General features: G+C 75.1%; 13 protein-coding genes and 1 riboswitch. Of the genes, 11 read left to right on the forward strand and 2 right to left on the reverse strand.

Annotated features, from left to right (window positions below; genetic code table 11):
* Positions 1-6 precede the first annotated feature (6 nt).
* Positions 7-1,380, forward strand: coding sequence for an RsmB/NOP family class I SAM-dependent RNA methyltransferase (locus tag DLJ47_RS10675; protein ID WP_109899893.1), 1,374 nt, complete (start codon positions 7-9; stop codon positions 1,378-1,380).
* Positions 1,381-1,504: 124 nt separating this feature from the next.
* Positions 1,505-2,902: a helix-turn-helix domain-containing protein gene (locus DLJ47_RS10680; RefSeq protein ID WP_109899888.1), complete on the forward strand. Its 1,398-nt coding sequence runs from the start codon at positions 1,505-1,507 to the stop codon at positions 2,900-2,902.
* Between the two features lie 81 nt (positions 2,903-2,983).
* Here DLJ47_RS10680 and DLJ47_RS10685 read toward each other — a convergent pair whose 3' ends face one another.
* Positions 2,984-3,874, reverse strand: coding sequence for a septum formation family protein (locus DLJ47_RS10685; protein ID WP_109899894.1), 891 nt, complete (start codon positions 3,872-3,874; stop codon positions 2,984-2,986).
* A 199-nt stretch (positions 3,875-4,073) separates the two neighbouring features.
* Complete coding sequence (locus DLJ47_RS10690; protein WP_109899889.1) at positions 4,074-4,961, reverse strand: septum formation family protein; 888 nt, start codon at positions 4,959-4,961, stop codon at positions 4,074-4,076.
* 249 nt (positions 4,962-5,210) lie between these two features.
* Here DLJ47_RS10690 and rpe point away from each other — a divergent pair, with 249 nt between their 5' ends.
* From rpe to hisG, 9 genes are all read left to right on the forward strand, one after another.
* Positions 5,211-5,891, forward strand: coding sequence for a ribulose-phosphate 3-epimerase (gene rpe / locus DLJ47_RS10695; protein ID WP_109899890.1), 681 nt, complete (start codon positions 5,211-5,213; stop codon positions 5,889-5,891).
* Position 5,892: 1 nt separating this feature from the next.
* Complete coding sequence (locus DLJ47_RS10700) at positions 5,893-6,870, forward strand: GGDEF domain-containing response regulator (RefSeq protein ID WP_088994782.1); 978 nt, start codon at positions 5,893-5,895, stop codon at positions 6,868-6,870.
* 56 nt (positions 6,871-6,926) lie between these two features.
* Positions 6,927-7,097, forward strand: a riboswitch (FMN riboswitch).
* 167 nt (positions 7,098-7,264) lie between these two features.
* Positions 7,265-8,326, forward strand: coding sequence for a bifunctional diaminohydroxyphosphoribosylaminopyrimidine deaminase/5-amino-6-(5-phosphoribosylamino)uracil reductase RibD (gene ribD / locus DLJ47_RS10705; RefSeq protein WP_109899891.1), 1,062 nt, complete (start codon positions 7,265-7,267; stop codon positions 8,324-8,326).
* Between the two features lies 1 nt (position 8,327).
* Positions 8,328-9,014, forward strand: a complete 687-nt coding sequence (locus DLJ47_RS10710; RefSeq protein ID WP_233257768.1) for a riboflavin synthase — start codon at positions 8,328-8,330, stop codon at positions 9,012-9,014.
* On the forward strand, positions 9,014-9,712 hold the full coding sequence (pnuC, locus tag DLJ47_RS10715; RefSeq protein ID WP_088994779.1) for a nicotinamide riboside transporter PnuC: 699 nt from the start codon (positions 9,014-9,016) through the stop codon (positions 9,710-9,712). Before DLJ47_RS10710 ends, pnuC begins: the two co-directional genes overlap by 1 nt.
* Entirely contained in the window at positions 9,709-10,977 is a 1,269-nt protein-coding gene (locus tag DLJ47_RS10720) for a bifunctional 3,4-dihydroxy-2-butanone-4-phosphate synthase/GTP cyclohydrolase II (protein ID WP_088994778.1), read from the forward strand. The genes pnuC and DLJ47_RS10720 overlap by 4 nt, the downstream gene beginning before the upstream one ends.
* 2 nt (positions 10,978-10,979) lie before the next feature.
* Positions 10,980-11,480, forward strand: a complete 501-nt coding sequence (gene ribH, locus DLJ47_RS10725; RefSeq protein ID WP_109899892.1) for a 6,7-dimethyl-8-ribityllumazine synthase — start codon at positions 10,980-10,982, stop codon at positions 11,478-11,480.
* A gap of 133 nt (positions 11,481-11,613) precedes the next feature.
* Positions 11,614-11,877, forward strand: coding sequence for a phosphoribosyl-ATP diphosphatase (locus tag DLJ47_RS10730; RefSeq protein ID WP_088994776.1), 264 nt, complete (start codon positions 11,614-11,616; stop codon positions 11,875-11,877).
* 46 nt (positions 11,878-11,923) lie between these two features.
* Positions 11,924-12,769, forward strand: coding sequence for an ATP phosphoribosyltransferase (gene hisG / locus DLJ47_RS10735; protein ID WP_088994775.1), 846 nt, complete (start codon positions 11,924-11,926; stop codon positions 12,767-12,769).
* The last annotated feature ends 91 nt before the right edge of the window (positions 12,770-12,860 follow it).

Raw genomic sequence — 12,860 nt, forward strand, 5'->3', positions numbered from 1 at the left:
CCCGCGGTGGACGGCTGGTGGCAGTCGGTCGCCCGGCCGTGGTACGCAGCGTACGAAGCCGTCGCGGCGGTGCACCGCGACGACGCGTACGCCACCCTGGTGCTGCCGACGATCCTCCGCGACGCGGGGCTGACCGGCCGGGACGCCGCGTTCGCCACCGAGCTGACCTACGGCACGCTGCGCCACCTCGGCACCCTGGACGCGATCGTCACCGCCGCCGCCGGGCGCGACGTGCAGCGGATCGACCCGCCGGTACGCGACGCGCTGCGGCTCGGCGCGTACCAACTGCTGCACACCCGGGTGCCCGCGCACGCGGCGGTCTCCTCGACGGTCGACCTGGTCCGCGCGGTCGGGCCGGGCGCCACCGGGTTCGCCAACGCGGTGCTGCGCGAGGTGGCGGGCAAGGACGCCGACGCCTGGGTGCGGCAGCTCGCCCCGCCGATGGAGAGTGACCCGATCGGGCACCTCGCGCTGGCGTACAGCCACCCGCAGTGGATCGTGCGGGCCTTCGCCGAGGCGCTCGGCGGCGATCTGGGCGAGACCACCCGGCTGCTGATCGAGGACAATGAGCGCCCGCCGGTGCACCTCTGCGCCCGGCCCGGGCTGGCCGATCCGGTGGAGCTGGCCGACGAGGTCGGCGGCGCCCCGGGCGCCTTCTCGCCGTACGCCGTCTACCTCTCCGGCGGGGCGCCCGGCGACCTGCCGGCGCTGGCGCAGGGGCGGGCGCACGTGCAGGACGAGGGCTCCCAGCTGGTGGCCAACGCGCTGGCGCAGGCCCCGCTGGACGGCCCGGACGGGCGCTGGCTCGACCTGTGCGCCGGGCCGGGCGGCAAGTCCGGGCTGCTCGGCGCGCTGGTCGCGGAGCGCGGCGGTCGGCTCACCGCGGTCGAGGTGGCCGAACACCGCGCCCGGCTGGTGGCCCAGGCGACCCGCGATCTGCCGGTGACCGTGCTGAACACCGACGGGCGCGCGGTCGGCGACCACCCGAAGCTGCCGGCGGACCACTTCGACCGGGTGCTGGTCGACGCGCCGTGCACCGGGCTGGGCGCGCTGCGCCGCCGGCCGGAGTCGCGCTGGCGGCGGCAGCCGTCCGACCTGCCGCCGCTGACCCGGTTGCAGCGTGAGCTGCTCGCCGCGGCGCTGCGCGCGGTCCGCCCGGGCGGGCTGGTCGCGTACGTGACGTGCTCGCCGCACACCGTCGAGACGCACGTGACGGTCACCGAGTCGGCGCGGCGTGCCGGGGTGCCGGTCGACTTCGTCGACGCCCGCCCACTGCTGCCGGCGGGAATGCCCGGGCTCGGCGACGGGCCGACGGTGCAGCTGTGGCCGCACCGGCACGGCACCGACGCGATGTTCCTCGCGGTGCTCCGCCGGGGTTGACCGTCCCGGGTCGACCGTCCGGTGCGGACCGCGTCGGATCGCGTTGACCAGGGCGGTTCCCGCTCCTATAGTGCTGCACCACCCAGAACCGGGGGGCGGTCCGGGACGGGCACGGGAGGGGCTGATGGAGGCCGAGGGGGCCGGAGCGGCGCGGTCGTGGGTGGAGTTCGGGCGGGAGCTGCGGTGGTGGCGGCGGGCCGCCGGCCTCACCCAGTCGCAGCTCGGCCAGCGGGTGGGCTACCACCACAGCGTTATCAGCCGGGTGGAGAGCGGGCTGCGCGAGCCGCCGGCCGGGCTGGCCCGCCGGCTCGACGACGTGCTGGCCACCAACGGCGCGCTGGCCTCCCTCGGGGCCGGCCGGGGGCTGCGTGACGCCGCCGCGCCGGCGGGCGACCCGACGTTGTTCGCCGCCCCCGGCGTCCTCACCGCGGACGGCGTGATCCCGCCGGGTGTCCCGGTCTGGCCCACCCGGCTGCCGTACGCCGGCATCGCCTGCCCGCTGCACGGCGACGCCGGTTGCGCGGTCCCCGCCCCCGGCGACGTGCTGACCACCATCGCGCGGCTGGTCCGGCGCGGTCCGGCGGAGTTGCCCACCGAACCGGTCACCGACCTCGTGCACGGGTTGGCCGCGCTGCTGCCGGGCTACACGCAGGCCACCATGGAGCAGGTCTCGACCGAGATCGTGGGATCCATCGAGCGCATCCTGCACCTGGTCACGAGTTGGGCGGAGGCGGTGCACGCGGCGGGCCGGCCGCCGCAGAGCCTGTTGCGGCTCGCCGCGGGCTACGCCCAGCTCGCCGGGCGGCTGCGGATGCAGCGGGGGCAGAGTGCGGTGGGCATGGCCTGGTTCGGCCACGGCCTGCGCTGGGCGGGCGTCTCCGCCGACCTGGTCGCCCAGGCCACCCTCTACAGCGACTTCTGCACGCTGACCCGCCTCGACCGCGACGGCGCCTCGTCGCTGCGGTACGCCCGGGCGCTCGGCGCGGTCGACCCCCGCCGGGGCTGGGTGGGCACCGTCTCGCACCTGTACCAGGCGCGGGCGTACGGCCTGATGGGCGACGCCGCGCAGTGCGAGCGGCAGATCGTCCTGGGTCGCCGGGGGCTGTCCCGGCTGGACGAGCGGGACCGGGCCGAGGCCCCCTGGCTGGTCGAGCACGCCGGCCAGGTGCGCGCCGAGTCGTCGATCGGGGGCGCGTTGCGCGACCTGGCCGCGGCCACCGGCGACCGGGACGCCGCCCGCCGGGGGGCACACGCCACCCAGCGGGCGCTGACCCACCTGCCGGTCCGGATGCGCCCCACCTACCTGCTGCTCACGATCCGGCTGGCCGACTGCTGGGCCTGCGCCGGTGATCCGGGCGCCGCGGTCGCGCTCGCCGCGCCGGTCGCCCGGGATGCGCTGGCGACCCGGCGGGCGACGATCGTGGGTGAGCTGCGTGGCCTGCACACCCGGCTGGGTCGCGGCTGGGGTGACCTGCCCGAGGTGCGCGACTTCTCGGACCGGCTGCGCGCGCTGGCCGGCTGACGGCGACGGCCGGGGTCGGTGCCCCGGCGGTCGCCCGGCCCGCCGCGCTTGTGGATGTGCCAGTTTGTGCCGGCCACCCGGTCAGGTGATCGGCAGGCCCTTGTTGCCGGTGCCCTTCACCGACCGGGTGAGGGTGCGGTCGCTGACCCAGAGGAAGCACTGCACGCCGCGGTTGCCGTTCTGCCAGTCCCGCTCGAACGGGTGGTAGAAGATCGTGCCGGCCCGGTACTGCAGGTTGCCGTCGTCCGGCACCTTCGCGTACTTGGCGATCAGCGTGCGGCAGGCCCGGTGCACCCGCTTGCTGGTGCGCCGGAACTCGGCGTAGCTGATCTCGGGGGCGTGCCAGACGCCGACGAACTCGGCGCGGTGCTTGCTGGTGCAGGACACCGGCCGCATCTCCGTGATCTGGTCCTTCTCCAGCTTGGGGGAGAAGCACCGGTAGGCCAGCGGGGAGTCACCGCGCAGCGCGCCGCGCAGGCTGCCGGTGCGCGCGTCGACGGAGGTGTCGTCGAGGCTCTGGATCTCGCTGACGTCGCAGCGGAACCAGCGCGCCCCGCCGGTCCAGGCCGGTGGCGACGGGAACACCACGGTGAGGCCGAGCCGGCCGGACCGCCAGTCGCCGCCGACCGCCTCGTTGACCGCCTTGCCGCACTCGGCGTGGGCCGTCCGCATGCCCGCCGAGCCGGCCTTCGGCGGCGTGCCGCGCTCGGCCTCCGGGCCGGACAGGGTGCCCACGTGCAGCGTCTCCACCCGGTGCGACGCGCCGCAGTCCACCGGGTTGTAGCCGCTGAGGTAGCCGACCGCCTGGAAGGCGGCGTGGCAGACGTCGGCGGCCGGGACGAACGCCTGCGGCGCGGCAGGGGCCGGCCAGTCGTCGGTGAGGTTTCCGTCCACTCCGGCCGGTGCGCCGCACCCGGTCAGCGCCAGGGCCGTCACCGCGCCCAGCGCGACCGCCGTCCACCACCGTCGCATCGCCGACCTCCCCCGATCGTGGTCCGCCACCGGCTCGCCGACCGGCCGGTGCGCCACGGTGCGGCAGCATACGGCACGCGCCCGGGTCGCGGGCGCTCCCTTCGGCCGGCGGGCGCGGACCAGCCGGCGGCCCGGCCGGGCGGGGAGCAGCCGGCAGCCCGCCCGGCGGCCTGGTCGGCGGGGGCGGTGGCCGGAGCGCTCAGATCGCCGGTAGGCCCTTCGGGCCGACGCCCCGCATGGACCGGGTCAGCTTCCGGTCGTCGCTCCACAGGAAGCAGCGCACCCCCCGGTCGCCCTCCTCCCACTCGCGCTGCGACGGCGGGTAGAAGATCGAACCCGCGCGGTACGGCAGGTCGCTGTTGTTGGGCACGTCGGCGAAGGCGGCGATCAGCGCCATGCAGCGCCGGTGCGCCTGCGGGGCGTTGCGGGTGAACTCCGCCCAGGACATGTCCCGCTCGACGTAGACCCCGACGAACTCGGCCCGGTGCGGCTCGGTGCACAGCACCGGCGCCATGTAGTTGAGGTTCTCGCCGATCAGCTTCGGGTCGAAGCAGCGGTGCACCAACGGGGAGTCGCCGATCATCGCGCCGCGCAGGCTCCCGGTGCGGTTGACCGGCCGGGTGTTGTCGATGCTGTCGGTCTCGCTGAGGTCGCAGCGGAACCAGCGGGCGCCGCCGCGCCAGGCGGGGGCGGAGGGCAGCGCGATGTTCAGCGTCAGCCGGGCGGCGTGCCAGTCGCCGCCGAGCACCTCGCGGACCCGCTCGTCACACTCCCGGCGGGCGGTGCCCAGCGCCGGCGAGCCCGGCTCCGGCCGGTCACCCTCGGCGGCCGATCCGGTGAAGGTGCCGACGTGGATCGCCTCGGCCAGGTGGTTGCGCGAGCAGTCCACCGTCTCGTAGGTGCTCGCCTGCACGACCGCGGTGATCCGGGGCAGGCACGCGCCGCTGGCCGGGACGAACAGCTGCGGCGGCCGCAGCGCCGGCCAGTCGTCGGTGAGGTCGCCGTCCGACCCGCCCGGCCGGACGCAACTGGCCAGCAGCGCCACCGCCGTGCCGGCCAGCGTCAGTGCCAGCAGCCACCGTCGCATCGTCCGCCCTTTCCGGGAGCTGACGGCCGCCCGTGCGCCGGCGCCGTGCCGGGGGACGGGCGGCTCGCGTCACCGTCCCTGATGGAGTCTTGCCGCGTTTCCGTCGTTCGGCCAGTCGCGACTGGCTCTTCGTCCGGTTCCCCGGACCAGGGTGGCCAATTCTGCACCATTGGTCACCGCCGGGTCACGGGGTGTCCCGCATGGTGCCGCGCTGCGGGTGGTCGGTGGCCGCGTTCGTACACTGGCCCCGTGACCGTACCGCCGCCGATCGTCGCGCCGAGCATCCTGGCCGCCGATTTCGCCCGCCTCGCCGAAGAGGTCCGCGCCGTGGAGAACGCCGCGGACTGGTTGCACGTCGACGTGATGGACAACCACTTCGTGCCGAACCTGACCATCGGCCTGCCCGTGGTGCAGAGCCTGCGGGCCGCCACCGAGCTGCCGTTCGACGTGCACCTGATGATCGAGGATCCGCGGCGGTGGGCCCCGGGCTACGCCGACGCCGGTGCGTACAACGTCACCTTCCACGCCGAGGCGTGCGACGACCCGGTGGCGCTGGCCAAGGACCTGCGCGCGGCCGGCGCCAAGGCCGGGCTGGCCATCGACCGGGACACCCCGATCGAGCCGTACCTGGACCTGCTGCCGAGCTTCGACACCCTGCTGATCATGACGATCAAGGCGGGCTTCGGCGGCCAGCGGTTCATCCCGCAGCTGCTGGACAAGGTCCGCACCGCGCGCCGGCACGTCGCCGCCGGCCACCTGGAGCTGCGGATCGAGGTCGACGGCGGGATCGCCGCCGACACCATCGAGCAGGCCGCCGCCGCCGGCGCCGACGCCTTCGTCGCCGGCACCGCCGTCTACGGCGCGGCCGACCCCGCCGAGGCGGTACGCCAGCTGCGGGCCCTCGCGGAACGCGCCGCCACCGAGGCCTGACGTGGACCCGGCGGAGGAGCGACCGGACGTCATCCTCGTCGTCGACGACGACGAGGACATCGCGCGCTTCGTCGAGTTCAACCTCCGCCTGCACGGCTTCGAGGTGCTGCACGCCAGCGACGGCCAGGAGGCGCTCGAGGTGATCGAGCGGCAGCGGCCCGACCTGGCGGTGGTGGACCTGATGATGCCCCGGGTCGACGGCCTGGAGCTGACCCGCCGGCTGCGCGCCGACCCGATGACCTCGGCCCTGCCGGTGATCATGCTGACCGCCAAGGGGATGACCTCGGACAAGGTCAACGGCCTCAGCGCCGGCGCCGACGACTACCTGGTCAAACCGTTCGACACCGCCGAGCTGGTCGCCCGGGTCAGCTCCACGCTGCGGCGCAACAAGGAGTTCCGCGAGGTCTCGCCGCTGACCGGGCTGCCCGGCAACAGCCGGATCCGCCGGGAGATCGCCGACCGGGTCCGCAGCGGGGCCGACTACGCCGTCGGCTACATCGACATCGACCGGTTCAAGAGCGTCAACGACCGGTACGGCTTCGTCCGCGGCGACGACTTCATCTCGGCGCTGGCCCGCTGCCTGCACCGGGCGGTGGTCTCGGTCGGCCTGCCGCCGGCCTTCCTCGGCCACGTCGGCGGCGACGACTTCGTCATCGTCTGCACCCCCGAGCAGGTCCTGCCGCTGACCTCGAAGGTCTCCACCGACTTCGAGCGGGCCGCCGACGCGCTCTACGACCCGGACGACGCCGCCCGGGGCTACGTCGAGCTGAAGGACCGCCGGGGCAACATCCGGCGGGCCGCCCTGGTCACCCTCTCCATCGGCGTCTGCGTCTCGGACGCCGGCAAGCGCTTCACCAGCCCGTTGGAGGCGATCGCGGTCGCCTCGGAGATGAAGTCGGTGGCGAAGAGCCAACCGGGGTCGTACGTGGCGGTCGACCGGCGCCGCGGGGTCAGCGACCCCCACCGTCATGTGAAGTAGCTCGCCTCGGTGGCGACACGCCCCGCCCAGCGTGTAAGACTGCGGAGGTACCCACCACGCGCTGGCGGGACTCGGTGTAATTCCGAACCGGCGGTGATCCACGGCCTTCCGTGGTAAGCCCGCGACCCGGACGGCTCTGCCGCCCGGTGGACCTGGTGAGAATCCGGGGCCGACGGTTGGGTGCGGGCACGCCCGCTCCCAGACAGTCCGGATGGGAGACAGCGCGCGGGACGGACGGGCCGTGCCCGGCCGCCGACTTCGGCGTGCCGTGCCCGCCCCCCGGGTCGGCTGTGCCGTACCCGGATCTCCGCCGCCGCCTGCCTGCGGCCACCCGGCCGATGCCTCCCGAACCGCCCGCGCGCGGACCGGCGAGTGAGAGGGCAGGGCAGGGGCGATGACGGGCGTCTCCGTCGACGAGGCGATGCGTCGCGCGATCGAACTCGCCGCGCGCGGGCTCGGCACGACCAGTCCCAACCCGGTGGTCGGCTGCGTGCTGCTCGACGCGGCCGGCGCGGTCGTCGGGGAGGGCTTCCACGCGTACGCCGGCGGGCCGCACGCCGAGATCGTCGCGCTCGCCCAGGCGGGGGAGCGGGCCCGCGGCGGCACCGCGGTGGTCACCCTGGAACCCTGCGACCACACCGGTCGCACCGGCCCCTGTAGCACCGCGCTGATCCAGGCCGGCGTGGCCCGGGTGGTGATCGCGGTGCCCGACCCGAACCCGGTCGCCTCCGGCGGCGCCGCCACCCTGCGCGCCGCCGGCATCCAGGTCGACCTGGGCGTACGGGCCGCCGAGGCGGAGGCCGGCAACGTGGCCTGGCTCACCTCGATGCGCCGCGGCTGGCCGTACGTGATCTGGAAGTACGCCGCGACCCTGGACGGCCGCTCCGCCGCGGCCGACGGCACCAGCATGTGGATCACCTCCGAGGCGGCCCGGATGGACGTGCACGCGCTGCGCGGCACCGTGGACGCGGTGCTGGTCGGGGTGGGCACCGTGCTCGCCGACGACCCCCGGCTCACCGCCCGCAACCTGCGCGACGGCACCCTGGCCATCCGGCAGCCGCTGCGGGTGGTGGTGGACAGCGCCGGGCGTACCCCGGCCGACGCCCGGGTCCGCGACGGCGCCGCCCGGACCTGGATCGCCACCGCCGACGAGGTCGGGGCCGGCCCGGACGGCCGGGTCGACCTGCCCGCGCTGCTCGCCACGTTGCACGGCCGCGGGATCCGAGCGGTGCTGCTGGAGGGCGGCCCTCAACTGGCCGGGGCGTTCCTCGCCGCCGGCCTGGTCGACAAGATCGTCGGCTACGTCGCGCCCCGGCTGCTCGGCGCCGGCCCGGCCGCGCTGGTCGACGCCGGTGTGACGACCATCGCCGAGGCCATCGACCTGGAGCTCACCGACGTTACCCAGATCGGTCCCGATCTGCGGATCACCGCGCTGCCCCGAAAGAGGGAGGGCTGACATGTTCACCGGCATCGTCGAGGAGTTGGGCGAGGTCGTCCGGGTGACCGAGACGGCGGGCGACTCCGCGCTGGTCGCGGTCCGCGGCCCGCTGGTCACCTCCGACGCCCGGCACGGCGACTCCATCGCGGTCAACGGCGTCTGCCTGACCGTGGTCGACGTCTCCGACGGGATCTTCACCGCCGACGTGATGGGGGAGACGCTGCGCCGCTCCGCGCTCGGCGCGCTGCGCCCCGGCGACCCGGTCAACCTGGAGCGGGCCGCCGCACTCGGCAGCCGGCTCGGCGGGCACCTGGTGCAGGGCCACGTCGACGGCGTCGGCGAGGTGCTCTCCCGGGAACCGGCGCCGCAGTGGGAGACCGTCCGCTTCGCCCTGCCGCCCGCGCTCGCCCGGTACGTGGTGGAGAAGGGCTCGATCACCGTCGACGGGGTCTCGCTGACCGTCGCCGACGCCGGCCCGGACTGGTTCGCCGTCGGGCTCATCCCGACCACGCTGAAGCTGACCACGCTCGGCGCCCGGGGCGTCGGCGAACCGGTCAACCTCGAGGTGGACGTGTTGGCCAAGTACGTCGAGCGGCTGCTCGGCGACCGGCTGCCGGGTACCGGCCTGCCGACCGGGCCCGGGACCGCCGGGACCGCACCGGCGGACGGGACCGCCGGCGCCGCGACGGCGGGCGGGGTGGCCTGATGGACGCGCTGCACTGGCTGCTGGACGCGCAGGTGAGCATCGCCGGGTCGCCGGTGCTGGTCCGGGAGATCGTCGGCAACGGCTTCGGACTCGCCTCGGCGCTGTTCGGGCTGCGCCGGCTGGTCTGGGCCTGGCCGGTCGGCATGATCGGCAACGCGCTGCTGTTCACCGTCTTCCTCGGCGGGGCGTTCGCCACCCCGCAGGCACACGACCTGTACGGGCAGGCCGGCCGGCAGGTCTTCTTCTTCGCGGTCAGCCTGTACGGCTGGTGGCGCTGGTCGCGAACCCGCCGGCTGGGCGCCGCGCCGGACCGCACAGCGGTCGCCCCGCGCTGGGCCACCGCCCGGGAACGGGCCGGCCTGCTGGCCGCCGCCGTGCTCGGCACCGCCGCCGCCTACCCGGTGCTCGCCGCGCTCGGCTCCTGGGGGCCGCTGCCGGACGCCTGGATCCTCACCGGCAGCCTGCTCGCCACCTACGGCATGGCCCGTGGCTGGGTGGACTTCTGGCTGATCTGGATCGCCGTCGACGCGGTCGGCGTGCCGCTGCTGCTGCGCGGCGGCTTCTACCCGTCGGCGGCCATGTATCTCGTCTACGGCGCGTTCTGCGCCTGGGGCCTGGTCAGCTGGTGGCGCACCTCGCGGGCGCTCCGGCCGGCCGCCGCCCCGATCCCGTCGAACTACTCGGAGGCCGTCGCATGACCACCACCTTCGCCAGCATCGAGCAGGCGGTGGCGGACATCGCCGCCGGGCGGCCCGTCGTCGTGGTCGACGACGCCGACCGGGAGAACGAGGGCGACCTGATCTTCGCCGCCGAACTGGCCACCACCGAGCTGGTCGCGTTCATGGTCCGGTACACCTCCGGCTACATCTGCGTGCCGCTGACCGAGAGCGAGTGCGACCGGCTGGACCTGCCGCCGATGCACCACACCAACCAGGACCGGCGCGGCACCGCCTACACGGTGACCGTGGACGCGCGGGAGGGGGTGAGCACCGGCATCTCGGCGGCCGACCGGGCGCACACCATCCGGCTGCTCGCCGATGCCGGCACCGGCCCGACCGACCTGGCCCGCCCGGGGCACGTGGTGCCGCTGCGCGCCCGCGAGGGCGGCGTGCTGCGCCGGCCCGGGCACACCGAGGCCGCGGTCGACCTGACCCGGCTGGCCGGCCTGCGTCCGGCCGGCGTGCTCTGCGAACTGGTCAACGACGACGGCACCATGATGCGGGTGCCGGACCTGGAGAAGTTCTGCGCCGAGCACTCGCTGACCCTGATCACCATCGCCGACCTGATCGCCTACCGGCGGCGCACCGAGAAGCAGGTGGAGCTGGTCGCCGAGGCCCGGATGCCCACCGAGCACGGGGTGTTCCGGGCGCTCGGCTACCGCAGCGAGCACGACCCGGCCGAGCACGTCGCGATGGTCTACGGCGACCTCGGCGACGGCCAGGACGTGCTGGTGCGGGTGCACTCCGAGTGCCTCACCGGGGACGTGTTCGGCTCGCTGCGCTGCGACTGCGGCCCGCAGTTGAACGCCGCGCTGGCCCGGGTGGCCGCGGAGGGCAGGGGCGTGGTGCTCTACGTGCGCGGGCACGAGGGGCGGGGCATCGGCCTGCTGCACAAGCTGCAGGCGTACCAGCTCCAGGACCTGGGGCGGGACACCGTCGACGCCAACCTCGACCTCGGCCTGCCCGCCGACGCCCGGGACTACGGCACCGGCGCGCAGATCCTCTACGACCTGGGCGTGCGGTCGATGCGGCTGCTCACCAACAACCCGGCCAAGCGCGCCGGGCTGGAGGGCTACGGGCTGACCATCACCGGGCGCGAGGGCCTGCCCATCCGGCCGCACCCGGAGAACGTGCGCTACCTGCGGACCAAGCGGGACCGGATGGGGCACCTGCTCGACGAGTTGGACGAGGTGACCGAGGCGCCGGCGAGTCGGCTGGCCTCGGGCGACGAGATCGGAGCGTAGCGATGGCGGGATTCGGCGAGCCCGGGGTGGGCGTGGTGGACGCGGCCGGGATGACCGTGGGCGTGGTCGCCGCGCGGTGGCACGGCGAGCTGACCGACCACATGCTCGACCGGGCGGTGGCCGCCGCCGAGGCGTGCGGGGCGCGGGCCGTGGTGGCCCGGGTGGCCGGCTCGGTGGAGCTGCCGGTGGTGGCCCAGGCCCTCGCCCGCCGGTGCGACGTGGTGGTCGCGCTCGGCGTGGTGGTACGCGGCGCCACCGCACACTTCGACTACGTCTGCCGCTCGGTCACCGACGGGCTGACCCGGGTGGCACTGGACGAGGGGAAGCCGGTCGCGCACGGGGTGCTCACCGTGGACACCATCGAGCAGGCCCGGGACCGGGCCGGGCTGCCCGGCTCGGCCGAGGACAAGGGCTGGGCGGCGACCGTCGCCGCGCTCGACGCGGCGCTGGCCATCCGCGGCCTGGTCGCCGGCAACGGGCACCGGGTCGGCTTCGGCGGCTGACCCGGGTGACCATCGAGTCCGCTGCCCGGTCCGGCCCCGGCGGCGTCCGCCGCACCGCGTGGACGGTCCCGATCGGTGAGCGGACGTTGACCCGGCGCACGTGCCCTGGTGGGGCGGCTGGAAGAATCGCGGCGTGAAGACGTTCGAGGAGTTGTTCGCCGAGCTGCAGGCCAAGGCCGCCGCCGGCACTCCGGGCTCGGGCACGGTCGCCGCGCTCGAGCGGGGGGTGCACTTCATCGGCAAGAAGGTCGTCGAGGAGGCGGCCGAGTCGTGGATGGCCGCCGAGCACGAGGGCCGGGAGCGGGCCGCCGAGGAGATCTCCCAGCTGCTCTACCAGACCCAGGTGCTGATGCTCGCCACCGGTCTCGACCTCAAGGACGTCTACCGACATCTCTGAGTGCGCCCCGTCGTTGATCCGAATCGACTGCTAGGAGCACTCCGTCATGCTGCGTGTCGCCGTACCCAACAAGGGCACCCTGGCCGAGCCGGCCGCCCAGATGCTGCGCGAGGCGGGCTACCGCCAGCGCACCGACCCGAAGGACCTGGTCTGCCGGGACGAGCCCAACGACCTGGAGTTCTTCTACCTGCGCCCGAAGGACATCGCCACCTACGTCGGCTCCGGTGACCTCGACCTCGGCATCACCGGCCGGGACCTGCTGATCGACTCCGGGGCGCCGGCCGAGGAGGTGGTCGACCTGGCCTTCGGGCGGGCCACCTTCCGGTTCGCCGCCCGCCCCGACGACATCGACTCGGTGCAGGAACTGGGCGGGCACCGGATCGCCACCGCGTACCCCGGGCTGGTCGAGCGGCACCTCGGCGACCTGGGCGTCAAGGCGGACGTGATCCGCCTGGACGGGGCGGTGGAGAACGCCGTCCGGCTCGGCGTGGCCGACGTGGTGGCCGACGTGGTGGAAACCGGCGCCACGCTGCGCCAGGCCGGGCTGGTGGTCTTCGGTGAGCCGTTGCTGCGCTCCTCGGCGGTGCTGGTCCGCCGCGCCGGTGCCGCCGCGCACCCGCAGGCCGAGCAGCTGCTGCGCCGGCTGCACGGGGTGCTGGTCGCCCGCCGCTACGTGATGTTGGCGTACGACGTGCCGGCCGGGCTGCTCGACCGGGCCAGCTCGCTGACCCCGGGCATCGAGTCGCCGACCGTCTCCCCGCTGCACCGGGAGGGCTGGGTCGCGGTGCAGGCGATGGTGCTCCGCGACGACGTGCACCGGATCATGGACGAGCTGTACGAGCTCGGCGCCCGCGCCATCCTGGTCACCAACATCCACGCCTGCCGGCTGTGACCCGGCCGGCGCCGCCGCCCGGCCGCCGTCCCGCCCGCCCCACCGAGGCCCCGGCGGCCGGTGGTTCGCCGGTGCCGCTCGGGGCCGGGGT

The organism is Micromonospora sp. S4605 (genome assembly GCF_003176715.1).
In the GTDB taxonomy this organism is placed as follows: domain Bacteria; phylum Actinomycetota; class Actinomycetes; order Mycobacteriales; family Micromonosporaceae; genus Micromonospora; species Micromonospora echinaurantiaca.

What these genes read in the sequence shown, in the direction of transcription:
- DLJ47_RS10680 (WP_109899888.1), top strand. Translation starts at nt 1,505, where the DNA reads ATGGAGGCCGAGGGGGCCGGAGCGGCGCGGTCGTGGGTGGAGTTCGGG.
- DLJ47_RS10685 (WP_109899894.1), bottom strand. Translation starts at nt 3,874, where the DNA reads ATGCGACGGTGGTGGACGGCGGTCGCGCTGGGCGCGGTGACGGCCCTG.
- DLJ47_RS10690 (WP_109899889.1), bottom strand. Translation starts at nt 4,961, where the DNA reads ATGCGACGGTGGCTGCTGGCACTGACGCTGGCCGGCACGGCGGTGGCG.
- ribD (WP_109899891.1), top strand. Translation starts at nt 7,265, where the DNA reads ATGACGGGCGTCTCCGTCGACGAGGCGATGCGTCGCGCGATCGAACTC.
- DLJ47_RS10710 (WP_233257768.1), top strand. Translation starts at nt 8,328, where the DNA reads ATGTTCACCGGCATCGTCGAGGAGTTGGGCGAGGTCGTCCGGGTGACC.
- pnuC (WP_088994779.1), top strand. Translation starts at nt 9,014, where the DNA reads ATGGACGCGCTGCACTGGCTGCTGGACGCGCAGGTGAGCATCGCCGGG.
- DLJ47_RS10720 (WP_088994778.1), top strand. Translation starts at nt 9,709, where the DNA reads ATGACCACCACCTTCGCCAGCATCGAGCAGGCGGTGGCGGACATCGCC.
- ribH (WP_109899892.1), top strand. Translation starts at nt 10,980, where the DNA reads ATGGCGGGATTCGGCGAGCCCGGGGTGGGCGTGGTGGACGCGGCCGGG.
- hisG (WP_088994775.1), top strand. Translation starts at nt 11,924, where the DNA reads ATGCTGCGTGTCGCCGTACCCAACAAGGGCACCCTGGCCGAGCCGGCC.